Raw genomic sequence first — 26208 nt, forward strand, 5'->3', positions numbered from 1 at the left:
CAACCTGTACTCAGGTTGCCTTTTAGTTGAAGCTAGAATCTCTGCTTATGGAACTACAGCACCTTAAGGCTCTTTATCCACAATGTTTTTGTTTCACCTGTTGTAAAATTTAGCTTGGGGGAAAGGTAGATATCTTGCACATTACTTAAGTTTAATGGGATGTCTTTTGCGCTCTCTGGCGCCCAACTAGGTTGTTTAAAATCACTGGCATGCAGCTGTGTTGTTACCCAGTCAGTGGATGCCGGGATCACCGTTTGGTAATGTGCGTAAGAGCCGTCGCCCTTGGCACCAAAATCAGACTGAGAAAATTTTACCGCGACATCTGATTCTGCGCGGTAGGTTATTTCTACTCGGTCTACCCCTGTTAGTGGTGTGGCTGTGGCACAAACCAACTCAACAAATGGCCAACCTTTGCCTTCTTGTTTTTTCGCTAAAGTAAACTGTACTTGAATCTGTTCATTTTGAACTAATGGCTCCGAAGCGTTGAAGCTAGAGCCAAAGCTATCTGTTGCGGCGTTCCACTTAGCGGTATGAAGTAAATTGACGCCCTTAATATCATTGGCAGCTTGCACCGAGGGTGCTGTTAAAGCGCTGTACAGGATTGTGAAAAATAAAAATCTTTTACTTGGAATCGATGCCATCATGAGCAAAAACCTCGTTATATTAGTGGTTTTTGTAGTATTGGTTTTCCGATTTAATATGTCATTAAGCATACAGTTAAAGTATGGGCTACATCATTCTATAGCGCTTAAATCGCTAATATTTGTGAGATGTCTCTTTTTTAATTGTTTGGGGGACTGGCAATAGGAAAAATCTCATGAGCTGGCGTATTGCTTTGTCGCAATACGCCAGCTCGAATGAGGTTGACTAAATTAACTTGAATCTTGTTGGATAAGCGAAATAGCATGTTTTCCTGCAAAAACGCTGTGAATATGTCCCTATACGCTTTGCGTTTTCATCCCTGAAAACGAAATTTTCCGTAAAACATGCTTTATTTGGCTGCTACTGGCTTAAACAGAACTCGGGTTAAACTAATGAGGTTAGAACGCGAGTCCTTGCAGTTTTCCCGCTTTTAGCTCGGCGCGGCTGGTGGCTGTTTCGCTTTGTAATTTTTGCTCATCGGCTTCTAGTTCAGCTTCATTGCCGACAAAGTTGCCCAAACTTGAGTCTAACAACGCGGCTTCAATCCACTGGCTGAGCTCAGCAGTTTGTTGTTGCAGTGTGTCTTCATCAGCAGAAAATTGCTCACCTTTACCCATGTCATGTAAACCCGCAATGGCACCACTAACAAAGCAGCTCACGCGGTTGCTGGCAAAATGCAGTGAATTTTTGTTGTTCGCTTGGCTTTTGTCGATCACACTTAGTAGGTAAGCGGCGTTTACTAAGCGTTGCAGAGCGTCTGCTTCATTGGCGGGGATACGCGATTTGTCTTGGTGGTAATCGAGCCACAGACAAAACATAGTGCCGGCATTAAAGTCCGCGTCGGTGATTAAGGCGCGACGTTCAACCAGAGTGGTTTCAGCTAGTGCGGCATGGCCAAACATGACTTGTGAGACTTGATGAAAGTACAGCAGTAATGCGATATCAAGCGCGAGTTTAATGCTCGCCTCATCAGCTTGGTCTGTGTCTGCAAACCATTGCGTTAAGCTGGTTTGATCTTTTTGTAAGCGAGACTTAGCAATTTTGTTCTCATTAGCGCAAACCGTTAAATAGCTTAACTCTAAGGCGATTGATAGGCAGCTGGCGGCCAGTGTTAAGCTATTTTCGAATTGGTAGTGTTGTTCTTTCGCTGACTTAACAATCTGATGTATCCACGCTGGCGTACTTTGCGGTATTAGTTCAATTGCCCATTGCTCTGGTGCCAGTTTATGTTGATTGAGTTGCTGGTTAAAAAAACAAGTCTCGTTATAGCTTTGTTTGGCAATACGATGGGCTAAGTCTAAACGAGTGCCGCTTAAGGTTGGATACGCAGCGGCAAATTGGGTTAAATCGGGAAAGCTAAACATGGATGAGCCTATAAAAGATAAATACCGCGCTAGCATAGCGCGGCTGATTTATTCGGTACAGCTTAGCTGACATTTTTATACTTCTTCTGGTGCTTGCGGCGTGTTTGCTCGGCTATTACGCTTGGCCTTAATCAATTTACGTTTTCGGCTATAGAAGTGCGCATGTACACCTTGGCGCATAAATTTAAAACTGTTTTCCAGCAAATCGACGCCAACCAGTATCAGTAATACCAGTAGTGTGATTATCAGCGCTTGACGCTCAAAACCGATACCTATCATTAAGCCAATGGCTGCAAGCATCCAAATACTGGCAGCAGAGGTGACGCCCATCACTTGACCATCGCGGGACATCATTACCCCAGCTCCTAAAAAGCCAACACCAGTAATAATTTGACCATAAACTCTGGCTTGATCTAAAGAATGGGGCGAGAGTGATATTCCCACTTTTAAAAAACTGTAAGTGCCGAGTACAATTAAGCAGGCAGTGCGAATACCAACCGGCTTGCCACGATATTGACGTTCAAATCCGATTAAGCCAGCACAAATGACGCAGAATAATATGCCGTGCCAATCAAACGGGTAAATGTTAAGCAAATTGTCGGACATGGTTACTCCTCTATCTTAGGGCCGCAATATGCGACTAACCGAGTTGTGAAACAAGTATTTATTGAGTGAATTATTTTTGTGCTGAAATGAAAAATCTCCACTTAGATAATGTGATACCACTGTGTGAGTTGGTTATAAGATATTAGAATATAAAATTAGCAAGACTGATAATTTCTGATATAAAGAGAAGAGTAAATTCAGCGTAGTATGGATACGCATTTAACAATATTAGGAAAATGTGATGAGCAAGTTGTTTGACGATAATTCTTTAACGATAGGTAATACTCCTTTAGTGCGTCTAAACCGTGTCACTAAAGGGAATGTTTACGCCAAAGTTGAAAGCCGTAACCCTAGCTTTACTGTTAAATGTCGTATTGGTGCCAACATGATTTGGGACGCCGAGCAAAAAGGTAAGCTAAAAGCCGGTCAAGAGCTAATTGAGCCAACCAGTGGTAATACCGGTATTGCACTGGCATTTGTGGCGGCGTCGCGTGGTTACAAGCTAACCTTAACTATGCCTAGTTCAATGAGTTTAGAGCGTCGTAAGTTACTAAAAGCCTTGGGCGCAAACTTAGTGCTAACTGAAGCGGCAAAAGGCATGAAAGGCGCGATTGATAAAGCCAATGAAATCGCCGCTAGTGATCCTGAAAAATATGTGTTACTGCAGCAATTTGAAAACCCAGCAAACCCAGCTATTCACACTATGACTACTGGCCCTGAAATTTGGGATGCCACCCAAGGTGAAGTGGATGTATTTGTTGCTGGTGTTGGTACCGGCGGAACCATTACTGGCGTGAGTCGTTATATTAAACAACAACGTGGTAAGAATATTATCTCGGTTGCGGTTGAGCCGGAAGATTCACCGGTGATCAGTCAAACCTTAGCGGGTCAAGAAGTGAAGCCTGGACCGCATAAGATCCAAGGTATCGGCGCGGGCTTTATTCCTAAAAACTTAGACTTGCGCGTAATTGACCGTGTTGAAACGGTTGGCAATGATGAGTCTATTGAAATGGCGCGTCGCTTAATGAAAGAAGAGGGTATTTTAGCGGGTATTTCTTCTGGCGCGGCAGTGGTTGCTGCGGCGCGATTAGCTGAACTTGAAGAGTTTAAAGATAAAGTGATAGTGGTTATTTTGCCAAGCTCGGGTGAGCGTTACCTAAGTAGTGCGTTGTTTGAAGGTATTTTTGATGAGCAAGATTTAGTGCAGTAATTGCACTTTCTGCCTGTGCTAAAAAGCCGCATTAACGATGCGGTTTTTTTTAATCTATACCCTTGCGTTTTATCCCTGAAAACGAAATGTGGCCGTAATGCATGCTTTTTCTGGCTAAATAGGTCAGAGGGTGCTTAATCGTTTAGCTCAATATATTCTCGGCTTTGCTTAGACAGCTCTAAAGCGTGTTGCCAAGCGTGTATCGTTTTATCCAATGTTTGATGGTTGAACGCGATGTAAAGCTCAACTTCATAAAGGTCAATATTGGTTAAGTGGATCTCGTCAGTGGGGGTGGCATTTTGAATCAATAAATCCCACAAGGTTTTGGGGCTACAGCTAATCAAAGTAACCCGTTTTTTCAATAGCTGGTTGATAGTGCTATTGGGTGTGTTGGTTAACTTTATGTGGTTAAAACCGAGTTTTTCGAGAGCGGCTTGCTCTGGATAGCCACGAGTGACAGCAATATGGATGTCTTTATCCAGCAGGTTGATATCGTCATACTTATTTTGATCTGATTTGTGCTGACATAGTGAGACTCTATCTCGGGTTAATGGGCCTACCCACTTAAATAATGCTTCTCGTGCCGGCGTGCGTGCGGTTAGAAATAAGGCGCTGTTCGGCTCTCGTAACACCTTTTGGTAAGCTCTGGCCCAAGGTTTTATGCGTATGGTATCTGGTTGGCCTAATAATCGTTGCATTGTTCTCACTAAATCAACTGATTCTCCGAGTATTTCAAATTGATCATCAATCGCAAAGGGAGGGAAGTGTTCGGTATAAAAATCTATCTTAGGTGTTTGGTGTTCGGGTGGTAGGTTGGCATGGGCAAGTTGAAAGAATAAAATGGGTAGCATTAATATTACCCAACTTATCCTCGCGATATACTTCATTATCTTTACCCTTGCCAAACTACTTAAGGATAATAAAAGTATAAAAATACGCTTAAGTTAACAATCATTAATGTTAAAAAATGTGGCTAGGCAAGTTAATCAATATTAATTAAGCCTAAAAAAATAGCACGCAGCCCATTAATTGGGCTGCGTGCAGTCGATTAACGCCAAGCTTTAAAGCAGTTGATCAAACCATTGGTTGACGCGTCATGAGCGCTAACGCTTTCGTCATCTTGCAGCTCAGGTAAAATTTGGCTAGCTAGCTGCTTACCTAATTCAACCCCCCATTGATCGAAGCTGAACACATTCCAGATAATACCTTGGACAAAAATTTTGTGCTCGTACATGGCGATCAATTGACCGAGTACACTTGGGGTAATTTTTTTCACCATGATTGAATTGGTTGGCTTGTTGCCCTCAAAGACCTTAAATGGCACTAAGTGTTTCACTTCTTCTAATGACTTTCCTGCGGCAAGAAATTCAGCTTCAACCTGCGTTTGGCTTTTGCCAAAGGCAAGTGCTTCGGTTTGGGCAAAGAAGTTAGATAGCAATTTAACGTGGTGATCGCCTGCTGGGTTATGACTTTGTGCCGGGGCAATAAAATCACATGGGATTAACTTAGTGCCTTGGTGGATCAGTTGATAAAATGCATGCTGGCCGTTAGTGCCTGGCTCGCCCCAAATAATAGGACCGGTTTGATAGTCAATTGGATTACCCTTACGGTCGCAGTTCTTACCGTTTGATTCCATGTTACCTTGTTGGAAATAAGCGGCAAAGCGATGCATGTATTGATCGTAAGGCAAAATCGCTTCGGATTCGGCGCCGTAAAAGTTGTTATACCAAACACCAAGCAAAGCTAAAATAACCGGGATATTTTGCTCGAAATCGGCATTTAAGAAATGCTGATCCATTTCATGAGCACCGTCCAGCAGTTGCTCGAAGTTATCGTAGCCAATGGTTAGTGCAATGGATAAACCAATGGCTGACCAAAGTGAATAACGACCGCCAACCCAATCCCAAAATTCAAACATATTGTCGATATCAATGCCGAACTCTGCGACTGATTTGGCATTGGTTGAAAGCGCAGCAAAGTGCTTAGCGACAAACTCTGGCTGTTTCGCCGCTGCTAAAAACCAGTCGCGCGCAGTGTGGGCGTTCGTCATGGTTTCTTGGGTAGTAAAGGTTTTTGATGCAATCAAAAACAGAGTGGTTTCTGGGTTTACTTTTTTCAACGTTTCGGTGATATGAGTGCCGTCAACGTTAGACACAAAATGCGCGTTAATGCCTTCTACTTTGTAAGCGTTTAGGGCTTCGGTGACCATGTAAGGACCTAAATCAGAACCGCCGATGCCTATGTTGACGATATCGGTAATACGCTTTCCGGTGTAACCAAGCCATTCACCTGAGTGAACTTTTGCGCAGAATGCTTGCATCTTAGCGAGCACGGCATTGATCTCTGGCATCACATTGTTGCCGTCTACTTTTATTTCACTGTTACTGCGATTACGTAAAGCCACGTGTAAAACTGCGCGGTTTTCTGTTTGGTTAATCTTGTCGCCATTAAACATGGCGTGAATTGCGCTTTTTAAATCAACTTCATGTGCTAGTTCGGTTAGTAACGCTAGAGTTTCCGAAGTGACTAAATTTTTAGAGTAATCCAGCAGTAATTCGTCATTGAGTTGACAAGATAGCTGCTTAAATCGATCGGGATTTTGGGCGAACTCTTGTGCCAACGTAATGTTATTTTGTGCAAAGTGGGCCTGCAGCTTTTGCCAAGCTTGTGTTTCAGTTGGATTAACAGTGTTAAGCATAAAGTGGTTACCTGAATGATAAGGAAAATAACGAAATAATAGTCACTTATATGAAGTATATTTTGAAATTGTGACAAAAAAGTAAAAAGCTTGTCTCGGCCCAAGCGCAACTAAAGAGCAATCGGCACTATTTTGCAGGTGTGAGAATATAAAACTTTGATCAGCTTCACGTTACGGTTTTTTGTGTCACTAAGTATATGATTTTAATTGCTTGCCTTTTGTAACAAAGGGTTTCAAAAGTGCGCAAAAGTGTAACGTTATCGGTTTAGTCTGGGGCGTTGCGTTAACATATTGGATTTTCTGCTTGTCTAGTAAATAAAATGTGAATGTTTTATGAGTTGCTCTAAGTTTGGGCAATATAACATTTCTTAAAGGGTTGAAAAATGGATCTTTCTAAAAAAATGGCGGCCGAGTTTATCGGTACGTTTTGGTTGGTTTTAGGTGGTTGTGGTAGTGCAGTGTTAGCCGCGGCATTTCCGGAAGTTGGTATTGGTCTATTAGGTGTGTCGTTAGCCTTTGGTTTAACCGTTCTCACCATGGCGTTTGCCATAGGTCATATTTCGGGTTGCCATTTAAACCCTGCCGTCTCATTCGGCTTATGGGCGGGTGGCGAAAGAGCTAGGCCCTTATATTGCGGCTCAAGTGGCGGGAGCAATTGCTGGTGCTGCAGTGTTATATGTGATTGCGAGTGGTCAAGCCGGCTTTGATTTAAGTGCGGGCTTTGCCTCTAATGGTTATGGTGAGCATTCGCCCGGTGGTTACACTTTAACTGCGGCTTTGGTTACTGAAGTGGTGATGACTTTTGGCTTCCTCATTGTGATTTTGGGTGCGACTCATAAGTTAGCGCCTGCTGGTTTTGCTGGTATTCCTATTGGTCTAGCGCTAACGTTGATCCACTTAGTGAGTATTCCGGTAACGAATACTTCGGTAAACCCTGCTCGTAGTACAGGCCCGGCATTGTTTGTTGGTGATTGGGCGGTTTCACAGCTTTGGCTGTTCTGGGTGGCTCCTATTGCTGGTGCGATCTTAGCAGGTATTGTGTATCGTTGGTTAGCACCGAATAAAGACTAAACAACCCTTAACTAGCGTTCTTGAATCAACGAGGCCGCTAGTTTTTCTCTATCTTGTACGGCTTTTCTTTATTAATCACGATCAGATGATTACGCATGTTCTCAACCTTAATTACTTGCGGTGTTTGCTTAAATTGTTGGGTCACGAGCAAGATCACTGCGTCAAGCTCATCTTGCTGCCTTGGTAGTAAATTAATTATTAAGGTATCGCTAAACTTGCTAGCACAGGCTTGATAAAATGCAGGATCAAAGAGAAATGCAGGACTGCCAAAATCGCTAAATAAATCGCAGAGCATGACATCAGCAGGGGCCAGTTCAGTGATAGCGGCACAGGCATCAGCGGCTAAGACTTTTACCTGACATTGGCTTGGGTTGAAATAGTCATTAAACCAATCAATCACTTGCTGGCTTTGTTCAATACAAGTGTATTTTAGGTCTGGTTGCCTGTCACATAGATAGCGGATCAAGCTACCACCGCCTAAGCCTAGCTCAATAATAGACTCAAAGTGGTGGGGTAAATGCGGCAACAAAGCATGATGATAGCCAAGCATCAGTTTACTTGGCTCGGTCTTGCTCATAATACTTTGTACGACGGTATCAAGGGTTAGCCACAAGTAGTCATGGTCTTCAAATAATACCCATTGCTTATCATCTTGATGTACTAAATGGCGCACTTGGGCTTGGCTGAGACGGTTGATTAGCTCGTAATCGGATAGCAAGAGTGGCTCCTTATGCCAAGTGGCGAGATTATTGTTTTATAACTTATTGTTTATAAAGTTTAATTATTAATGTGGTAGGCAGAATATGCAATGCTAAAAACTAGCTAATTGAGCGGATATTGAATATTGCTGAAAGACTAGGCAATATAAGAAGCATTAGTCACAGGAGATATTACTTGTATCATATTTTTGAGCCTACTACCAAAACGGAACTCGATGAATATTTTCATTTCCGTTGGTCGATCTTAAACGCACCTTTACAGTTGCCAATGGGCTCTGAAAAAGATGGTTATGATCCCCATGCCTTGCATCGGATGATCCGAGATCGTGACGGTAAACCGCTGGCGGTTGGGCGGGTATATGTTACTGATTCCGATGAAGCGCAAATTCGTTACATGGCTGTAGAGCCTTCTTATCGCGGTAAAGGGATTGGAGCTTTGTTGTTAAAAGCTCTGGAACAAGCTGCGCGTGATGAAGGAGCAAAGCGCATTGTGTTGCTGTCTCGAATCAAAGCGATCTCTTTTTTTGAAAAGTTTGGCTATGTTGCTGCGCAACGTGAACCCCATCGTATGGAAGGTACGCAACTACTGCAAATGATTAAGCAGCTCGCCCCTGCGAAAAGTTTGCTGCGGGTGCCTGAATTATGCTTAGCATTAGAGCGGGTTTGGGCTGAGCAAATTCCCATTAGTGAAAAAATGGGTATTACTGTTTACCAATACACGGGCGAGCGCTTTGAAACTCGCGCCAGTTTACATGCCAATGTGAATACTAAACATGCCATGTTTGCTGGTAGTATTTATAGTCAAGCTACCTTAACCGCGTGGGGTTTGTGTTGGTTAAAAATGAAAGAGCAAGGTTTTGATGGTGAGATAGTGGTTGCTAAGGCTGAAATTGCTTATCGCCAACCTGTTACTGAACTGCCTAGAGCGGTGATCTTAAAAGATCATATTGATGGCAGTTTTGCAGGCCTAAAAAAAGGCTGTAAGGTCAAAGTCAAAATGACGGTGAGTATTATTAGCGGTGAGCAAAATGCAGCAGACTTTGAAGGCCTGTTCATTATTTTACCGAGAGAGTCCCAGTCGGAGCCGCCTCCTTTAACTGATATCTATTCAGTGGCCAATGAGTAATTGATAGCTACACAGACCTTAATCTAACCTAATCACCCGTTTTTCGGGGGCTTTATCCATTATTTTACCTTCCACATTGACCGGCGTGCTGGGGATTAACCGTTGTAGCATGTCGGGATTCAGGTAATCTTCGTTTAGCTTGCCTTTAATTCTTATCTTATCGGCTTTCATGCCCTGATATAGCGCTTCGTTGACGATTAGTTCAAAGCTTGCCTGTTGCGACCATTGCGGTGGTATGGTTAATAAATGGCGTTGCTTGATCAATTGCGCTTGCTCTAAGCGCAGACTGATCCCCCGAATAGAGAGGGGCAGTTCATCAGCGTAAGAAAGCAGATTTAAATTAAATAAATCGAGTTTGTCGATGACTAAGCTGTTGATTGGTAGCAAAAGATCTTTCGGCTCAGCCAGCTCTTCATTCTTTGTGGCTAACCATTCAGGTTGGATCCCGATATCTAGGTCGCGAGCAGTGAGGTGGTTGATATGAAGATCGGGGTAGCGCTGTAGGCTAATATCAAACAACGCAGAAAAGTGGCCATCAAAGCTATTCCCTTGGACCTGATAAAACTCCCACTTGCCACCTTTTACTCGACTTTTAAGGGTTAAGTCGGTAATGCTGGTTCCCGCGTAGTAGAACTCACGCATATTGAGGTTAAACTGGCTATTAAGTTGATCCACTTGGCTTAAATCGAGCCATTGGCCAGTGCTTAAAATGGGTAAATTTTTCAAGTTGAGATTGAGCTTATTAAAGGTCAGCGGGAGTTGTTTGTCGTAGCTAGTAAAACTAATCTCGCTTAATGCCAGTTGCTCAATCAAGATGCTGTCGAATAAAGGGGATTCGACGGGCTGGTTTACTTTTTGGTCTGATTCTGTGTTGGCTGTCAGCTGCGGTGCATTGGCTTGAAAGTTTTGTAGCCAGCTTTCGCTGTATTCTAAGTTTAAATCGCTCAGCGAAAATTGTTTCACCTTGAGTGCCAAAGGTGGCGTAACATTCATAGCTAGCTCACCCACTAACTTACCTTTCAAATGATTCGCACTAAATTGGTCAATTTCTAGCTGTTGGTTTTGCAGTTGGGCCGAGACAAAAACATTGTTCACTGCAAAGGCGTTGATCGCGATCTGGTTAATTGCTAATTCTAGATCAACAGCCCCTTTGCTGGTGAGAAGTTGGTGATCTTGAACTAATTGCCATTGATTCAAGTGCATTGTCAGATCGTGTAGTGTCACCGCAGGGCTTTGTCTCAAAGACACCGCTAAATCGAGATGATTTATACTAAATTGTTTTATTTGTAATGAGGCAATAGGTAATGGTTCAACGTTACTTGGCTCATTCGCGCTAGTAGGCTTAGGGTTACCGCTTTGCAAATGCTGTAGTAAGTTGTCGCTAATGGATAATGTTGGTCGTTCTAAAATCACTTGTTCAATAACTAGCTCACGGCTAAACCAACCTGAGCTACTCAACTGCAACCAAATTTGTTCAATTTCAGCGACGGGGTGTTCAGCTGGGGTGTGCTGTGGCAATGTGAGTTTGATGTTATTAAGGGTAAGTTGAGTCGGCTTGGAGATATTCCATTGAATATCTTGTATATCCAGCTCAAAACCTAAGTTGGTTAGTGCCCACTGCTTAATGTCAGCGCGGTAATCATTGGCATTAAACATCAATGCGGCAAGGCTAATAATCACTAATAGTAGCAGTAATAGACCAGCAACAATACGCACCATTAAGCGTGCTGTGGGGTTCATGATAGTGATTTCCTTATCTCGCTCTGCGATGAAACTAAATAATACTGAATAAACATTACCTTGTCGTGATTATGCTGCCACGGTGCGGCGCAGCTAACAATTTTTTAAGCATGGGAATAAATTTCTTTCTGTCCCAGCCAGCGTTTGACTATTTTATCAACAGTTTCTGGATATTGCTGCATAACATGCTGAGCTAATTGTTGCACTTGTGGAATTAAACGCTGATCGCGACTTAAGTCTGCAATGCGCAAGTCTGCTAAGCCAGTTTGCTTACTGCCGAGTAATTCACCAGGGCCACGGATTTCTAAATCTTTTTGCGCAATGTAAAAGCCGTCAGTGGACTCTCTTAATACCCCTAGTCGTTTGCTTGCAGTGACCGATAATGGATTATGATATAGCAGTACACAGTGGCTGGCAGTGGCACCACGACCGACGCGGCCTCTTAACTGGTGTAATTGCGCTAGTCCAAGACGTTCTGGATTTTCTATGATCATCAAACTGGCATTGGGCACATCTACACCGACCTCAATGACTGTTGTGGCAACCAACAGGTCGAGCTCTGCTGCCTTAAAAGCATCCATTACGTACTGTTTTTCGGCAGGCTTCATACGGCCGTGCACCAGACCAATACGCAATTGTGGCAGCATCAGTTGCAAATCATTGGCGGTGACTTCAGCCGCTTGGCATTCAAGGGCTTCCGACTCCTCAATTAAGGTACACACCCAATATGCTTGACGTTGCTCGTTCTCACAGGCTTGACGTACGCGCTCGATCACTTGCTCGCGCCGCGTATCGGGGATCGCCACGGTGGACACAGGCGTTCTTCCAGGCGGTAATTCATCGATGATAGAGGTATCTAAGTCGGCGTAAGCGGTCATCGCTAAGGTTCGGGGGATGGGAGTAGCAGTCATGATCAATTGATGAGGGGCATAAGGACCAAAGGTGCCTTTTTCACGCAGTGCTAAGCGTTGATGTACGCCAAAACGGTGTTGTTCATCAATGATCATTAAGGCTAAATTAAAGAATTCAACTTCAGCTTGAAACAGTGCGTGAGTGCCCACTATCATTTTACTTTCGCCATTAGCAAAGGCAGCAAGTTGCTGTTCGCGCTGTTTACCTTTTACTTTTCCTGCTAACCAACCGACTTGTATACCTAATGGCTCAAGCCATTGGCTGAACACTTTGGCATGTTGTTCGGCCAATAATTCGGTGGGGGCCATTAAGGCGACTTGATAGCCCGATTCAATCACTTGTAATGCCGCCAGAGCTGCGACCAAGGTTTTGCCTGAGCCAACGTCACCTTGCACCAAGCGCATCATCGGTACGCTTTTATGTAAATCTTGGCTGATCTCATTGACCACGCGTTGTTGTGCGTGAGTGGGTGAAAAGGGTAATTGCGCCAATAGTTGAGCCACAATAGGCCCAGCTTGTTGAATAGACGCCGCTTGATTTTGGCTGGACTTTTGTCGCAGTAGGAGCATGCTGAGGTTATGGGCCAATAACTCCTCGATGATAAGGCGTTGTTGTGCTGGGTGCTCTCCGGCATCCATCAAGTCTTGATCGGCATCGGCCGGAGGTTGATGCAGGTAAATTAAAGCCTCCTGCAAAGAAAAAGCATAGTGATTGAGCTGAGCAGGCAGTACTTCGTCTATATTATGCTGCTTTAATAGTTCAACGGCTTGATGAGTAAGACTACGAAAGGTGTTTTGCTTGAGTCCTTCTGTTGTGGGATAAACGGGAGTGAGCGCCTCTTCACATTCAAGTTGTTCGGGATCATTTAATACTTGATATTCAGGGTGGGTGATCTCATAACCAAACTTGCCGCGACGAAACTCGCCATAGCAACGCAGCCACTTTCCTTCGCTAAGTGCATTCTTTTGGCCTGCGTTGAAGTGAAAAAAGCGCAGTGTCACACTGCCAGTACCGTCACTAATTTTACAGGTTAGGATGCGGCGATTACCAAAGCTGACTTGAGTGCTTTTTATCTCGCCTAAAATGGCGCCATGTAAGCCTGGTAGCATATCTTGAATAGCAAAAATTCGAGTGCGATCTTCGTAACGTAGCGGTAAGTGAAAGAGCATATCTTGAACATTAGCTAGCCCCAACTTAGTGAGTTTTTCAGCAAGTTTGCTGCCGACACCTTTTAATGTCGTGAGAGGTAACTTTTCTAGTTTCACCGTCTGCGTTCCAAATACCTGTAAATATAAACAGATAATACAAGAACATCCGCTCTAACGTTATTAAAATGCATAAAAACAACAAAGATAGCGCTATCATTTTATAGGAGGCTTATCATTCATAAGTTTAAATAGGTGTTGATAGCGTTATCTTTTTCGCTTTATATAGATTATTTGTTCTTATTAATTATTTGTTTTTAAATGGTTATTTTTGTTTTTTTAAGAAATTGACGTGATTGGCTTTTCGGTTAACGTAATTGCAGCATAAAGCCATAGACGAATTTTGCTCAACTCTGATAATCTAGCTGCACAGTTTAGGAAATAACTTGTTTCCTCTGAGGTTTTTTGAATATTTGCGGGTGTAGATGGAGCTCTTTGAGCTCTACTAAAGACAAAGTTAGCAGATGCTAATTGAAATAAAAAAGGGAGCTATTTAGCTCCCTTTTTTATTTTCTCGAATAGGGCTACTCCCTTTCGAGTGACTAAATTATTTAGCATCAGGTACATCGTCTAACCAGTTAAAAGGCCTTATTCTGAGTGGCATTGGTTTTGCGGTAACACGGCAAAAATTGTCACAATATCTTACCAATCTCTCGAACTATTCTGCTCTGAGGCGAAGCTTAAACTTTTTAAGCTTGGCTAAGTCTTCCTCAGGTAAGCTAGAGGGGTCTAACGTTAATATACTGTTTTTTAGTGCCTCAACTGCAGATTGATCAAATTTAGCAAAACCACTGCTTTGCTCTACTGTAACATCCACATTTCCCATCAAATCATTGTTTACCATGACTGTAACCGTTGAGCCTGGATAGGTGTGACGTGCTTTCCAGTGTTGATAAATGTTTTCTTGCATTGCTTGTTGGCATTGCACTAAATCTTCGCAGGTTGTCATTGCTGATGCCGCAGGGGTCGTGATCAATGCAGCGAGAATCGCCATTGTTATTGTTCTATACATGTTTATCTCCTAATGGTTTATTAGTTTTTTATTGTTGTTTCTAACAGCAGTGTTGTTTTGACTTTAATCATAGTATGATCGCAATAACAAACTGCATCATTTGTAACAGTAGGTAACAACGAATATGAAGTTGATCATAGGTTAATTAATTCATTTTTGTTACAACATGATGGGATTAGAAAGTATAAAAAAAATAATAATAATTTATCAGGGCTTATCGGTCTTTTTGGTGATCCTATATTGAAGTTACCTCACCACGAAGACACGTAAACCTTAGCCAAATATGATGGACGTTTCTTTTAAATGGGTCATCCACGACCATCATAGCTATGCCATTGCAGTGGACTTGTTGCCACGATGGCGCTACATCACTCGTTGTAATATCAGGAGATAAAGAGTGCTAGGATTACTTAAAACATGGATGATGCCAAGAATCACCCCGATGCCAGCGAGCATGGCGAGAAAGTTATTGTCAGAGCAGCAGCTAACCCAGCTAGGCATAAAAGTTGATAAGAATTTGCCTTCCTTGCCTGATGCCGGAGAATGTCAATTTAGATCCGTTTCAGACATAGTGCATCGCTTGCAAAGCTTAATGTTATTAACTGCTCACGCCGAAGAACTGCCAAGTGCCGTGATCGATGCTTTGTATTTACGAACAGGCGCGCAACATTGCTTCACCCTTAAAGAACAGCATTGGCTTGCTAAAACCCACCTAACGCCAGCAGAAAAGCAAGTTTGTATGTGGCGCTATGAATCAATCAAATTATTGCTGTGGGCAATCGGCCACCTAGCTGAGTTGGGGAAAGCAACAGAAGGGGCCAATATTATTGAGCTATCGCGTCTGATCCAGTGGCAAAGTTATGATGAACTATTGGCAGGAGCAAAACCATTAAACCCAGTTACGCTGCTAGATACTGCGGACCAGTATTACCGAATGGCTCACCTTGGTAAGCATCAGCCTCGCGCCCTACCTGCCAATATCAGCCTGTTAATAGTGCAAGAGCGTTATACTTGCTTAAGCTGGTTGATAGGTGAATCAGACTGGGATGAACTGTGTGAGTAAATAAGTGAGAGATTAGCTGTTAGCCTTGATGTTTAGAGTTGTGTTTATATAGTTCTCTTGCTCTAATCTCTCGTTTAATTATTTAACTCACAGGGAAAGTTTATGAAATACCTACTTTTAGCGGCTGCGATGCTTTCGACTGCCGCTATCGCAGAGCAGGTTGGTGATACCGGGGCTGATAATGCTGCTCTCGAGCAACGTTTGGCCGATGAGCGAGAAACCTATGATAATCCATTTGTAATTACGGCCCATAAACCTACCTATATTTTGCTGGGCAACTATAACGATAAGCTCTCTGCTGAAAATTATGCTAATTATGGTGAGCTACAAGACGTTGAGATTAAATTTCAATTTAGTTTTAAAATGCCAGTTTGGAGTGCTCAATCTCAGTACGGTCCTTCCTTGCTGTTCGCTTACAGCCAAGTTTCTTATTGGCAGGCATATAATAAAGCGGAATCATCACCATTTCGAGAAACCAATTATGAGCCTGAAGCGTTTTTGTCTTGGCGGCCAAATTACCAGCTTGGTGCCGGCTGGAGTGTTCAGGTAGCGCAAATTGGCTTTGTGCATCAGTCTAATGGTCGTAGTGAGCCGCTTTCCCGCAGTTGGAATAGAGTTAAGGCCAGTGTCACTTTAGAGCGCGGTAACTTAGGGCTAGCGTTAGTGCCATGGCTGCGAATTCCAGAAGACCGAGAAGAAGATAATAACTACGACATTACTGACTATTTAGGCCATGGCAAAATATTGGCGGCTTATAAATGGCATGATCATACTTTTTCCATGATGAGTCGTAACAACCTAGAGAGTGGCTTTTCAAAAGGGGCGATAGAAGGGAGCTGGAGTTTTCCTTTGACATCTCGGGTTAAGGGTTACGTTCAATTTTTCTCAGGTTATGGTAATAACCTGATTGAGTATGACCAATACAACAACACAGTAGGCATCGGCATTGCGTTGACCGATTGGCTGTAAGTTGAGCATCGATCAAGAGCACGCCTCGGCGTGCTACTTGTTCAAATGTACATTTCCTTCCTAATTTTTTATTTCTTCATTTAACTCGATACTAGGGTCTGTTGATCTTTCGTGATTTTTTTTGCTGCTAATTGTTGGGTATTTATACAAAACGTTCGTTGTGGCCAGCACCTTTGTGGCATAGTGAACTACGCGAAAAGGCGCTAACGCAGTAGAAATGGCCAACAAACGCTGTCCTACGGATTCTGCTCAATCGTTGAGCAGTATTTACTTAGAATGCTAAGCTACACACTGCTCGCCTTGCTCAAAACGCTTTTAGACAAGGTGTCCCCTCTCGAACAAAAATCAACCAGAAAAGATCAACAGACCCTAGATATTGTTTGTTTTTTGAACTAAGATTATCTCATATGACAACCTAGGTTGTCTTGTTGGGAGGGCTCTAATCTGTTTGTTGAGAGCCCAAGTAGGTTAAGCTAACTTTGGTAGGTAACATGGCACAACGTATGCTTAGTCACTTAATTCAGCGGCAGCATCAGCTTATTGATGAAAAAATGTCGCAGTTAGCGCGCGCGCGTGGTTGTGATATGACGCTCGCACAGAGGACAGTATTTAATTTAGCGAGTCAACAAATCATTACCTTATCTGAACTAGCGCAATACTTGGCTATTAGTCGACAAGCAGTTCAAAAAACAGTTGCTGTATTAGTTGAGAAAAAGTGGGTAAAACTAGTGCCTCATCCTGATAATCGCGCGGCTAAAGTGGTGATTATTACAGAACAAGGCCAAATGGTCCGTCAGCAGCAGCAGCAAGTAGTTCGTGAAGTTGAGCTTCATTTATATCAGCAGTTAGGTGAAGATAAAGCTAAGTTATTACAGCAACTGTTAAATGAAGAATGGCAAATTGACAATATAGGTTGACGGGTTGCGCTGAGAGTTTGTATCGCTAGTTAATACTGGTTAATTAAGATTTTAGAGGAGATGAGTTGTGATGTATCAATTAGCCAATACTTGTCCTTTGGCCGATTTACAAGCTTATATTAATCAAGTAAATCGTTTACCAATACTTAGTGCCGAGCAAGAGCGTGAGTTAGCAGAGAAGCTGTCTAAAGAGCAAGATCTTGAGGCCGCGAAAGCGTTAATTATGTCAAACTTGCGTTTTGTAGTGATGATAGCTCGCGGCTATCAAGGCTATGGTTTATCGCAAGCTGACTTAGTACAAGAAGGTAACATTGGTTTGATGAAGGCGGTAAAGCGTTTCGACCCTGAAATGGGCGTGCGTTTAATGTCCTTTGCCGTTTATTGGATCAAGGCGGAAATTCATGAATATGTATTTCGTAACTGGCGAATAATTAAATCTGTCACCACTAAAGCGCAAAAGAAACTTTTCTTTAATCTGCGTAAGTTTAAGCGTGATTTACATTGGTTTAGTGCAGATGAAGTAGAAGAAGTTGCTGATACTCTTAATGTTACTCCTGCGCAAGTGAGAGAAATGGAAATGCGACTGTCGAGTCAAGATGTCTCATTACTACTGAGTGATGATGACGAAGAGGATCGCTACCTCGGGATCACAGAATCCTCTTTGCCTGCTGCAGATGCATCGCCAGAGTTACAATTGCTAAACTTAGATCAGCATCAACAGGGGCAAGATAAGCTGTATCAGAAATTAGCGCAGTTAGATGATCGTAGTCGGGATATTATTGAAGCGCGCTGGCTCAGTGAAAACAAGGCTACTCTCCACGAGTTAGCTGAAAAATACGGTGTTTCTTATGAGCGGATTCGCCAATTAGAAGGGCAAGCTATTGGCAAATTACGTGCTCATATTCTGGCATAGTTACTATACTTACACCAAAGTACCAAGATGTAACGGTACTTTGGTGTCAGAAGCATGCAGGCATGCTTTTTAGCATTATCAGTTAAATTTGATGCTTAATTTTATTCATAAGGAGGTGGTTAAAAAGGAGGTAATATGTATATTCAACGTTTGAGCAATTATTTAAGTCAAGCTCATATCCATTATCAGGTGTTGCAGCATTCACCCGCTTACAGCGCCAAAGAAATAGCCGAAATGACCCACATTAGCGGAATGGATTTTGCGAAAACCCTTATTATCAATGTCGATGGTATTAGTATGATGCTAGTGCTACCCGCGACTTATCGCTGGGAGCCGACTAGCTTTGCCAAAATGATGGGGGCTGAATCGGTGGAATTGCTCCCAGAAGAAGAGTTAGCGTTGCTATTTCCGAACTGCGAAGTAGGCGCCATGCCACCCTTTGGTAACTTATATGGTATCGCGGTCTATATTGCACGTGAGCTTACGTTACGTGAGCACATTATGTTTAACGCGGGTAATCACCACGAAGTGTGGCAAATGGATTATTATGATTACCATGAACTTGTTTCACCTAGGGTGATTACTGAGGGATATGTGCGTAATAATCCTTCGCGTCCTGTGCATGTACATCATGGCGGGTTTAGCCACTAGTAAGCCATGGTGTTAAGCGCCCATAAAAAAGCCAGCGTTAAACTGAGCGCTGGCTTTAGGTTTCCATCAAAAAAGCGATTTCTAATCGTTATCGATTTCCGTCCATGCTGTTTTACTCATTTGTACTTTCTGCCACCACTCTTCCGATGCGACAATTTGTCCTTCATCATCAATTTCTGGGTAAGGTAAATCTTTTTGGCGGCACAGCTTAGCAAAAATAGGGTGGCCGCCTTCAAACATAATCCGGTCACGCTCTTTTTTCTCGATATGATCTGTTTTTGGTTGGTACATACCAGCAAGCTCACGCTGGCGTTGTGCTTCGTAGAGCATCAATGCTGTAGCAACAGATACATTTAACGACTGGCACATGCCGACCATAGGAATAATGACATCTTGATCAGCTAAGGCGAGGGCTTCGGCTGTGATGCCGTCTTTTTCTTGGCCCATTAAAATAGCGGTTGGCTTGGTATAATCAATTTGACGAAAATCAACAGCTGTATCAGACAGGTTTGTCGCAATAATTTGCATGCCTTGAGCTTTTAGGGCTTTAACTGCATCGCTGATGCTATTGTGCGGCTTGACTTGAACCCAGTTTTGGCTGCCTGTTGCAGTATGGCCCGATAAACGCATTTTGGGATCATCCCAAATGGCATGAACTTCGCTGATGCCCACCGCATCACATGTGCGTACGATAGCGGCTAGGTTGTGTAATTTATGAACCTTTTCCATACATACGGTGAGGTCGGTTTGACGATGCTGTAGCATCTGGTCAATGCGGGTAAAACGCTCTGGAGTCATACTTTTTCTCTAAATTAGTGCTTCTTAACTGGGCGGTTACGATTTCGAGCCACCTTAGTTACGTCAGGCAAGACACGGATCTTACGCATAATATTGGCTAGATGGATACGGTTCTTAGTGGTGATCAGTAAATCGACTACATAGACGCGACCGTCTTTTTCATCGGTATTTATGTTATGAATATTAGAACCCGTGGCAGCGACCGCGTTGGTTAAGTCAGCCAACACACCTTGATGATTGATTAATTCAACACGAATTTCGGTGCGGTACTCGTGTTCCGTATCCAGACTCATGTCCCACTCAACCGCCATATATTTATCCACCTCATTAAGATGGTTCTGAATATTGCGACAAGTATCTAAGTGGATAACAAGCCCCTTACCTGGGCTAATATGGGCAATGATAGGGTCGCCAGGTATCGGGCGACAACAGTTTGCATACGTTACTAGCATGCCATCAGCGCCTTTGACTGGCATTTTACCGTGTTCAGTATCGGCTAAAGTTAGTTCATCGGCATTGCCAAGTAAACGACGGGCAATGACGATACTCATGGCGTTACCTAAGCCGATATCTGCCAGCATATCTTCAATGCACTCTTGCTTGGTATCTTGCAGTACCTTCGCGATATTTTGCGGGTCAATATCTGACAAACTCTTGTCGCCTAAAGCATGATTTAGCAAGCGACGACCTAAGCCGACTGATTCGTCAAAACGTAGGTTTTTCAGCATTTGGCGAATTGTATTACGAGCCTTACCTGTCACTACGTAATTGAGCCAAGCGGCATTCGGTCTGGCTCCCGGCGCGGTAATAATCTCTATCGCTTGGCCATTTTTTAGTTTACGACTAAGTGGGTAAGGCTGGCGATCTACCCGCGCGCCAACACAAGCATTACCAACATCAGTATGCACGGCATAAGCAAAATCAACCGGCGTTGCACCTAAAGGTAATTCGATAATGCGACCTTCAGGGGTGAAAACATAAATCTCATCAGGAAACAGCTCGGTTTTTACACTTTCAACAAATTCAAATGAACTGCCCGCACTTTGCTGCAACTCAATCAAGCTTTGCATCCAGCGACGAGCGCGCACTTGGGCGGTTGTACCTGAAGCTTCGCCATTTTGTTTATAAGACCAATGTGCAGCAACCCCTTTATCGGCCATTTGATCCATGTCTTCGGTGCGGATTTGGATCTCGACTGGTACACCATGAGGGCCGACTAAGGAAGTATGTAATGATTGGTAACCATTGGCTTTCGGGATCGCAATATAATCTTTAAAGCGGCCAGGGCGGGGCTTAAATAAACTGTGCATTTGACCAAGCACACGATAGCAAGTATCGAGTGAGTCCACCATGATACGAAAAGCGTAAATATCCATCACTTCATGGAATTGCAGCTCTTTACTGCGCATTTTATTGTAAATGCTGAATAAATTTTTCTCGCGACCAAGTACTTGTGCTTCAATACCAACATCTTCTAAACGGCCCGCTACTTCAGAATGAATATTATCCATTACCTCGCGGCGATTACCACGCGCACGGCGCACCGATTCTTTCAGTACACGATAGCGCATTGGGTAAAGCGCTTGAAAGCCAAGCTCTTCCAACTCGTTCTTAATATTGTGAATACCTAAACGGTTGGCGATGGGGGCAAATACTTCAAGGGTTTCATTGGCGATGCGGCGGCGTTTATCGGGACGCAGTGCGCCTAGGGTGCGCATATTATGAGTGCGGTCGGCAAGCTTGATTAGCACAACGCGAATATCTTGCACCATGGCCATAACCATTTTGCGAAAGTTCTCAGCTTGCGCTTCTTTGCGATCACGAAACTTTAGCTTGTCTAACTTACTAACCCCTTCCACTAACTCGGCAATGGTGTCGCCAAACATGGCGGCTAAGTCATCTTGCGTGGTTTCAGTATCTTCTATTACGTCATGTAACAACGCCGCGGCCAAGGTTTCATAATCAAGGCGCATTTCAGCCAAAATATAGGACACAGCAACAGGGTGGGTAATATAAGGTTCACCACTAGAACGAAATTGACCTTCGTGCGCATCCCTTGCCACGATATAAACTTGTTTTAGTTTTTCTTGTTGCTCTGGCGGCAAATACGTTGCGGCCAGTGTTTGTAAGCTTTCAAAGATATACAAACTCGTCCCCGATAGTGCAAAGGTAATAAAGTGAAGATACTAAATATTGAGTGGAATAGTGAGCTTTTTGATCAAAAAAGCACCCATGGCGGGTGCTTTATAGAGAAAGGTGCTTAACCGCGACCTTCTGCAATCGCTGCAACCGCTGCCATTTCAGCTGCGTCTTGTTCTTGTTGCTCTTGGCGATCTTGCATATCCATTGTGCTAGAAGTCACTAGGCCTTCTTCAATTTCACGTAAAGCGATCACTGTCGGCTTATCATTTTCACTGTCAACTAAAGGCTCTTTACCTTGTACCGCGATTTGACGAGCGCGACGAGCCGCAACTAGGATCAAATCAAAACGGTTTCCAATTTTATCTACAGCATCTTCTACAGTTACGCGTGCCATCTAAGGACTCCGTGGATTAAAAAAAACGACGCAAAATTATACAAGCTTAGACGAGCTAGATCCAGATCCTTTTCGCCTAAACGTGTCACTTAATTGTGTGTTAGCTTAACACATTAAGCTAACAACTCTGAAATCATGTTTCTATGCAATGCACTCTGGCGCGTTTGCGCTAAGCGCTGACCTTTAATAATAGTATCAAACTCGGCCAATGCTTGGTCAAAGTCATCATTAATAATTAAAAAATCATACTCATCATAATGAGACATTTCTGATTTGGCTTGTGCCATACGTTTGTTAATGGTTTCTTCACTGTCTTGACCACGTTGGTATAGGCGTTGTTCTAGCGCTTCGCGACTGGGCGGTAAAATAAAAATGCCTTTTGCTTCGGGCATCAGTGCTTTCACCTGACGAGCACCTTGCCAATCAATGTCCAAAAATACATCAATCCCTTGATTCAAGCTGTCTTCAATGGCTAGGCGTGAAGTGCCATAAAAATTGCCAAATACTTCAGCCCATTCGAAAAAGGCCTTGTCAGCGATCATTCCTTTAAATTCGGCTTGATCGACAAAATGATAATGCTCGCCGTTTACTTCGCCTAGACGTGGGTCTCGAGTAGTGTGAGAGACAGACACTTGCAGCTGTTTGCGATCGGAAATATTTAGTAATGCGTTGATCAGACTTGATTTACCAGCTCCACTGGGAGCGGAAACAATATATAAAGTACCTTTAAGTGACATGGTAATACTCTGCAAGGGCCATAAAGGCGGCTAAATGTAGCAAAAAAAAGGGCGCGGAAAAAGCTTAGCTTGCAGGGCAATGATATTTGTTGGTCATTGGTTTTTTGCTAATTGCAGGTTAATGAACCAGAATTTGATAAAATAGTTAATTATGGCTGTTTGTTTGCTTTTAAAATAGGTAACCTAATCAGTGCTATGTAACGTCACCTTGGATGTAAGTGATTGTAACTTAATCAGTACATCATTGTGGTCTTTGAAATTATCCAACAATAGTGGAGTAACATATGAAGACGAAAGAGTCGTTAAAAGCAGTAAATGAAAAGCTCGAATCTTTGAAAGGTAGCTTAGCCGAAGAAGCTGGCAAGCTGAAAGAAAATGGTCAGCAGTCGTGGCGTGAAACTCAAAAGCATCTAGATAACATGTCTGATAAGTTGAAAACAGCCTATGAATCGTTAGAGTCAAACTACGATGAGACTAAGCTAAAAGGGCATCTTGCGGTCATGGAAGCACGTGATAAGTGGGATGAATTAGGTAAAGTGGTTGAGCAATATTATCAGCACTCTAAAGATGTCAAAAACAAGGGTGAACAAGCATTAGATGAAGCTCAGCTGCAATCCCATTTATTAAAATTGGAGGCCCGCGACGCCATTGAGGCTAAAAGTAAAGCGGTTCGTCAGCAATACAATGAATCGCGTACTGAGTTAGAAAATTTGACCGCTAAATCGATTAAAGAAATAGATAGTTCGTTTGAAACCTTAAAGTCGAAATTTACCCGCTAGCAGTTTTAGGCGAATTAGTCTGGAATGGATGTGCCGACTAAGCTTCAAATAAATGTTCCACATCGCCGGGCTTCATTGGCTTGGCGATGTAATAGCCTTGGCCGTATTCACACCCTATTTCGACTAATTTTTTATGCTGTTGTATCGTTTCTATCCCCTCTATAATCACTTGGAAACCTAAGTCATTACTTAAATCGCGCACCGCCCTCATGAGTGATAAATCTTTTTTCGAACTGAGCATTCGACTGGTGAAAGAACGATCAACTTTGATAAAATCAATTGGATAGTCGAACAAGGCATTAAGGGAGCTAAAGCCCGTGCCGAAATCATCCATGCCGATTAAAATGCCCGCAGCGCGCAACTTATCTAAAGCTTCAAAAGAAGACTGATTTTGTCGCACAAACTCTTTTTCACTGAATTCAAATACTAAATTTTTCGGTGATACCTTAGCTTGATGGATAATGTCCAAAAGAGTATTAACAGATTCCGTGTTGAGTAAGTGCTTAGGTGATAAATTGACCGCGACACGAATGTGTTTGGGGTGCAACTTCAGTTGTTGCCATTGATACAGCTGCTTACAAGATTGACGCAAAATGTTCAAATCTAGTTGGATAATAAGACCCGATTTTTCGGCAAAAGGAATAAAGTCTAGGGCTTTGCGTAAAGTATGTTTACGGTCACTCCAGCGAGCGACCACTTCAAAGCCCATTAAAGAGTTATCTTGCAGCCGGATCATCGGTTGATAGTGCGGGATAATGTCGCCATGAGATAATGCGTTTAATAAATCTTTGCTCAATTTTGCGCTGTCTTTATTAAGTCCATTATCTTGGTGAAAGCTAACATGAGATTTACGATGTTTAGCGATATACATGGCGTTGTCGGCATCCTCTAAAATTTGCTCGACACTGGTGTATTCGTTATTAACCTGCGTTATACCAAGGCTGCACTTGCAAGTTAAGAGCTCGTGACCAAGGGACATTGGGGCTTCAAACGCGGCGACAATGCGCTGGGAGATTTCTATCACGTCTTCTTTCGCTGCTATTTTATCGAGTAGAATAACAAACTCATCACCACCAAAGCGTGCTAACACATCATTCTGTCTTATACAGCCTTCTAATAACCGAGCACTACTAATCAACACTTGATCTCCCATGTGATGACCGTAGTAATCATTAATGTTTTTGAACTTGTCGAGGTCAATAAATATGACAGCAAAAGTTTCATCAACATGACGCTTTACGCGTTTGAATGCGACCGTTAACTTTTCAATAAACAGTGCTCTGTTACCTAGCTGAGTTAAAGGGTCGTGAAAAGCGCCATAAGTCAGTTTTTCTCTAATACTTTGATATTGTCTTAACTCTTGCTCTAGTTTCCTATTTGATTGGCTGAGTTGCTTAATTTTGCTTTGTATTTGTCGGTCAAAACGTAAATTTTCTTGCAAGGAATATTGTGTTAATTGACGCTGCAAAGTTAAGGCTGACAAATGCGCACAATACACCACTAAATTTTGTATTTCTCTTTGCATACCAAAGGTATGAGATTGGCTGCAGATAGCCAGTACTCCTAATAATCTACCATCATAAAGAATGGGCGCGCCAAACCAAGAATGTTTAAGGGTGTAGAGAGGCGGCTGTTTTTGTTGTGCATGTTGCAAGTGAGCAAAGCTTAAAGGGGTGAGAAAACGTGCTTTGCCATTTTTAATCACTAGCTCAGCTAGGTAAAGATATAAAGGCGCAGTTAGTGCTTTTGTACTGGTGAAGAACATATTTGGTTCACTGTCATTCAATAGAATGACGTAATTTTCAACGTCAGGAAGATAAGGTTGTAGGGTGACTCTAAGCTTTTCAGAAAGCTTATCCATGGCTGAATTACTTACAGCTTGTAGCGTCAAATCTTGATAAGCAGAAGGACTAATTAATTGGTATTGGCCATTGGCAAGTAATGCATTTAAGCGCGCTTTGAGTATATGTTGTGCTAGCTGCTCGATAGCGGGAGAAGCAAATTCGGCGCAGATGAGTAAATAGAGAGAAGGACGCAAAAAAAGATTGTTATTTAGTAAGTTAATACAGTGCCAAGATGCTGACATGTTTAATTTATTAAGGGCGTTGAGGGCGTTGGTATTTGACAGGTTTAAATGAATTTCTTGTTCAATAATATGGCTTACCTGAGGCGATCCAATTTCAGTGTGGGCTAAGATTTGGCCACCGCCAATACCTGAAAACTGGACTAAGTAGACTTGTTCTACCTTGGCACATTGGCTTAATAAACCGAAACTGAATTGACAGACATCAGCATGCTGTTTTAAACGCTGTTGAGGTTCATAGTCAAAAAGGTGTTTTAGTTGCGCTAATAAGTGCGATCTTGAATCACTAAAATTAGTAAAGCGTGGAGAAAAATAGTCTGGCTCTGAGCTCGTTTTAAAGTTTGGGTCATCCATGCCACTACACGCCTATAAAGCCATAACGGGAGTACCTTTGAGTTTAGCAGGGATTGCTTATTGAGCAAAAACTATACAAATTTTATCGCTATTTTAGTGAAAG

At 42.8% G+C, this 26208-nt stretch carries 22 protein-coding genes and 1 pseudogene; 9 read left to right on the forward strand and 14 right to left on the reverse strand.

Features of this window, described 5'->3' with window-relative positions; all coding sequences use genetic code 11:
* Nucleotides 1–53 precede the first annotated feature (53 nt).
* The 3 genes from K1M91_RS10000 to K1M91_RS10010 all read right to left on the reverse strand — a co-directional run bounded on the left by K1M91_RS10000 (nucleotide 54) and on the right by K1M91_RS10010 (nucleotide 2612).
* The gene (locus K1M91_RS10000) at nucleotides 54–644 is read right to left on the reverse strand and encodes a carbohydrate binding domain-containing protein (RefSeq protein ID WP_232801612.1); all 591 of its coding nucleotides are present in this window, start codon (nucleotides 642–644) and stop codon (nucleotides 54–56) included.
* A gap of 396 nt (nucleotides 645–1040) precedes the next feature.
* Nucleotides 1041–2006, reverse strand: a complete 966-nt coding sequence (locus K1M91_RS10005; RefSeq protein ID WP_232801613.1) for a hypothetical protein — start codon at nucleotides 2004–2006, stop codon at nucleotides 1041–1043.
* Nucleotides 2007–2081: 75 nt separating this feature from the next.
* A complete protein-coding gene (locus K1M91_RS10010) occupies nucleotides 2082–2612 on the reverse strand; it encodes an MgtC/SapB family protein (protein WP_232801614.1) in 531 nt (176 codons plus the stop codon).
* A 241-nt stretch (nucleotides 2613–2853) separates the two neighbouring features.
* On the opposite strand from K1M91_RS10010, the gene cysK reads away from it, so the two are divergent.
* A complete protein-coding gene (gene cysK / locus K1M91_RS10015; RefSeq protein ID WP_232801615.1) occupies nucleotides 2854–3822 on the forward strand; it encodes a cysteine synthase A in 969 nt (322 codons plus the stop codon).
* A gap of 134 nt (nucleotides 3823–3956) precedes the next feature.
* Here the strand turns inward: cysK and K1M91_RS10020 are convergent, their stop codons facing one another.
* Both K1M91_RS10020 and pgi read right to left on the reverse strand, forming a co-directional pair.
* Nucleotides 3957–4709, reverse strand: coding sequence for a transporter substrate-binding domain-containing protein (locus K1M91_RS10020; protein ID WP_232801616.1), 753 nt, complete (start codon nucleotides 4707–4709; stop codon nucleotides 3957–3959).
* Nucleotides 4710–4870: 161 nt separating this feature from the next.
* Nucleotides 4871–6520, reverse strand: a complete 1650-nt coding sequence (gene pgi, locus K1M91_RS10025) for a glucose-6-phosphate isomerase (RefSeq protein WP_232801617.1) — start codon at nucleotides 6518–6520, stop codon at nucleotides 4871–4873.
* Nucleotides 6521–6903: 383 nt separating this feature from the next.
* Between pgi and aqpZ the strand changes: the two are divergent.
* A pseudogene (aqpZ, locus tag K1M91_RS10030) lies at nucleotides 6904–7591 on the forward strand (aquaporin Z).
* Nucleotides 7592–7628: 37 nt separating this feature from the next.
* Here aqpZ and K1M91_RS10035 read toward each other — a convergent pair.
* Entirely contained in the window at nucleotides 7629–8309 is a 681-nt protein-coding gene (locus K1M91_RS10035; RefSeq protein WP_232801618.1) for a hypothetical protein, read from the reverse strand.
* 176 nt (nucleotides 8310–8485) lie between these two features.
* On the opposite strand from K1M91_RS10035, the gene K1M91_RS10040 reads away from it, so the two are divergent.
* Nucleotides 8486–9436, forward strand: coding sequence for a bifunctional GNAT family N-acetyltransferase/hotdog fold thioesterase (locus tag K1M91_RS10040; protein ID WP_232801619.1), 951 nt, complete (start codon nucleotides 8486–8488; stop codon nucleotides 9434–9436).
* Nucleotides 9437–9454: 18 nt separating this feature from the next.
* Here the strand turns inward: K1M91_RS10040 and K1M91_RS10045 are convergent, their stop codons facing one another.
* The 3 genes from K1M91_RS10045 to K1M91_RS10055 form a co-directional block, all read right to left on the reverse strand.
* Complete coding sequence (locus tag K1M91_RS10045) at nucleotides 9455–11176, reverse strand: hypothetical protein (RefSeq protein WP_232801620.1); 1722 nt, start codon at nucleotides 11174–11176, stop codon at nucleotides 9455–9457.
* A 104-nt stretch (nucleotides 11177–11280) separates the two neighbouring features.
* Nucleotides 11281–13353 carry an ATP-dependent DNA helicase RecG gene (gene recG, locus K1M91_RS10050; RefSeq protein ID WP_232801621.1) on the reverse strand — a complete coding sequence of 691 codons (2073 nt, stop codon included), beginning with the start codon at nucleotides 13351–13353 and terminating at the stop codon, nucleotides 11281–11283.
* A 598-nt stretch (nucleotides 13354–13951) separates the two neighbouring features.
* Nucleotides 13952–14305, reverse strand: coding sequence for a TonB C-terminal domain-containing protein (locus K1M91_RS10055; RefSeq protein ID WP_232801622.1), 354 nt, complete (start codon nucleotides 14303–14305; stop codon nucleotides 13952–13954).
* A 397-nt stretch (nucleotides 14306–14702) separates the two neighbouring features.
* Here K1M91_RS10055 and K1M91_RS10060 point away from each other — a divergent pair, with 397 nt between their 5' ends.
* The 5 genes from K1M91_RS10060 to K1M91_RS10085 all read left to right on the forward strand — a co-directional run bounded on the left by K1M91_RS10060 (nucleotide 14703) and on the right by K1M91_RS10085 (nucleotide 18818).
* On the forward strand, nucleotides 14703–15368 hold the full coding sequence (locus tag K1M91_RS10060) for a DUF4272 domain-containing protein (RefSeq protein ID WP_232801623.1): 666 nt from the start codon (nucleotides 14703–14705) through the stop codon (nucleotides 15366–15368).
* 102 nt (nucleotides 15369–15470) lie between these two features.
* A complete protein-coding gene (locus K1M91_RS10065; RefSeq protein WP_232801624.1) occupies nucleotides 15471–16337 on the forward strand; it encodes a phospholipase A in 867 nt (288 codons plus the stop codon).
* A 491-nt stretch (nucleotides 16338–16828) separates the two neighbouring features.
* Complete coding sequence (locus K1M91_RS10075; protein ID WP_232801625.1) at nucleotides 16829–17254, forward strand: helix-turn-helix domain-containing protein; 426 nt, start codon at nucleotides 16829–16831, stop codon at nucleotides 17252–17254.
* Nucleotides 17255–17324: 70 nt separating this feature from the next.
* A complete protein-coding gene (gene rpoH, locus K1M91_RS10080) occupies nucleotides 17325–18167 on the forward strand; it encodes an RNA polymerase sigma factor RpoH (protein WP_232801670.1) in 843 nt (280 codons plus the stop codon).
* Nucleotides 18168–18302: 135 nt separating this feature from the next.
* Nucleotides 18303–18818: a YbaK/EbsC family protein gene (locus K1M91_RS10085; protein ID WP_232801626.1), complete on the forward strand. Its 516-nt coding sequence runs from the start codon at nucleotides 18303–18305 to the stop codon at nucleotides 18816–18818.
* An 81-nt stretch (nucleotides 18819–18899) separates the two neighbouring features.
* On the opposite strand, the gene trmH is transcribed toward K1M91_RS10085, so the two are convergent.
* The 4 genes from trmH to gmk form a co-directional block, all read right to left on the reverse strand.
* Nucleotides 18900–19616, reverse strand: coding sequence for a tRNA (guanosine(18)-2'-O)-methyltransferase TrmH (trmH, locus tag K1M91_RS10090; protein ID WP_232801627.1), 717 nt, complete (start codon nucleotides 19614–19616; stop codon nucleotides 18900–18902).
* 14 nt (nucleotides 19617–19630) lie between these two features.
* Nucleotides 19631–21763 (reverse strand): bifunctional GTP diphosphokinase/guanosine-3',5'-bis pyrophosphate 3'-pyrophosphohydrolase, encoded by a 2133-nt coding sequence (spoT, locus tag K1M91_RS10095; RefSeq protein WP_232801628.1) that lies wholly within the window; start codon nucleotides 21761–21763, stop codon nucleotides 19631–19633.
* 113 nt (nucleotides 21764–21876) lie between these two features.
* Nucleotides 21877–22152 (reverse strand): DNA-directed RNA polymerase subunit omega, encoded by a 276-nt coding sequence (rpoZ, locus tag K1M91_RS10100; RefSeq protein WP_232801629.1) that lies wholly within the window; start codon nucleotides 22150–22152, stop codon nucleotides 21877–21879.
* A gap of 113 nt (nucleotides 22153–22265) precedes the next feature.
* Nucleotides 22266–22889, reverse strand: coding sequence for a guanylate kinase (gmk, locus tag K1M91_RS10105; RefSeq protein ID WP_232801630.1), 624 nt, complete (start codon nucleotides 22887–22889; stop codon nucleotides 22266–22268).
* Between the two features lie 284 nt (nucleotides 22890–23173).
* Here gmk and K1M91_RS10110 point away from each other — a divergent pair, with 284 nt between their 5' ends.
* A complete protein-coding gene (locus K1M91_RS10110) occupies nucleotides 23174–23668 on the forward strand; it encodes a hypothetical protein (RefSeq protein WP_232801631.1) in 495 nt (164 codons plus the stop codon).
* A gap of 37 nt (nucleotides 23669–23705) precedes the next feature.
* Here the strand turns inward: K1M91_RS10110 and K1M91_RS10115 are convergent, their stop codons facing one another.
* Nucleotides 23706–26105, reverse strand: coding sequence for a GGDEF domain-containing phosphodiesterase (locus K1M91_RS10115; RefSeq protein ID WP_232801632.1), 2400 nt, complete (start codon nucleotides 26103–26105; stop codon nucleotides 23706–23708).
* Nucleotides 26106–26208 lie beyond the last annotated feature (103 nt).

The organism is Motilimonas sp. E26, assembly GCF_021278025.1.
Classification (GTDB): Bacteria; Pseudomonadota; Gammaproteobacteria; order Enterobacterales; family CBDFNC01; genus Motilimonas.

Bases quoted from the DNA above. Each gene is read 5' to 3' on its own strand.
- K1M91_RS10065 (WP_232801624.1), top strand. From the start codon at position 15,471: ATGAAATACCTACTTTTAGCGGCTGCGATGCTTTCGACTGCCGCTATC.
- K1M91_RS10000 (WP_232801612.1), bottom strand. From the start codon at position 644: ATGATGGCATCGATTCCAAGTAAAAGATTTTTATTTTTCACAATCCTG.
- rpoZ (WP_232801629.1), bottom strand. From the start codon at position 22,152: ATGGCACGCGTAACTGTAGAAGATGCTGTAGATAAAATTGGAAACCGT.
- K1M91_RS10020 (WP_232801616.1), bottom strand. From the start codon at position 4,709: ATGAAGTATATCGCGAGGATAAGTTGGGTAATATTAATGCTACCCATT.
- gmk (WP_232801630.1), bottom strand. From the start codon at position 22,889: ATGTCACTTAAAGGTACTTTATATATTGTTTCCGCTCCCAGTGGAGCT.
- K1M91_RS10085 (WP_232801626.1), top strand. From the start codon at position 18,303: ATGTATATTCAACGTTTGAGCAATTATTTAAGTCAAGCTCATATCCAT.
- pgi (WP_232801617.1), bottom strand. From the start codon at position 6,520: ATGCTTAACACTGTTAATCCAACTGAAACACAAGCTTGGCAAAAGCTG.
- K1M91_RS10075 (WP_232801625.1), top strand. From the start codon at position 16,829: ATGGCACAACGTATGCTTAGTCACTTAATTCAGCGGCAGCATCAGCTT.
- cysK (WP_232801615.1), top strand. From the start codon at position 2,854: ATGAGCAAGTTGTTTGACGATAATTCTTTAACGATAGGTAATACTCCT.
- K1M91_RS10045 (WP_232801620.1), bottom strand. From the start codon at position 11,176: ATGAACCCCACAGCACGCTTAATGGTGCGTATTGTTGCTGGTCTATTA.
- K1M91_RS10115 (WP_232801632.1), bottom strand. From the start codon at position 26,105: ATGGATGACCCAAACTTTAAAACGAGCTCAGAGCCAGACTATTTTTCT.
- trmH (WP_232801627.1), bottom strand. From the start codon at position 19,616: ATGACTCCAGAGCGTTTTACCCGCATTGACCAGATGCTACAGCATCGT.
- K1M91_RS10005 (WP_232801613.1), bottom strand. From the start codon at position 2,006: ATGTTTAGCTTTCCCGATTTAACCCAATTTGCCGCTGCGTATCCAACC.
- K1M91_RS10110 (WP_232801631.1), top strand. From the start codon at position 23,174: ATGAAGACGAAAGAGTCGTTAAAAGCAGTAAATGAAAAGCTCGAATCT.
- rpoH (WP_232801670.1), top strand. From the start codon at position 17,325: ATGTATCAATTAGCCAATACTTGTCCTTTGGCCGATTTACAAGCTTAT.
- K1M91_RS10010 (WP_232801614.1), bottom strand. From the start codon at position 2,612: ATGTCCGACAATTTGCTTAACATTTACCCGTTTGATTGGCACGGCATA.
- K1M91_RS10055 (WP_232801622.1), bottom strand. From the start codon at position 14,305: ATGTATAGAACAATAACAATGGCGATTCTCGCTGCATTGATCACGACC.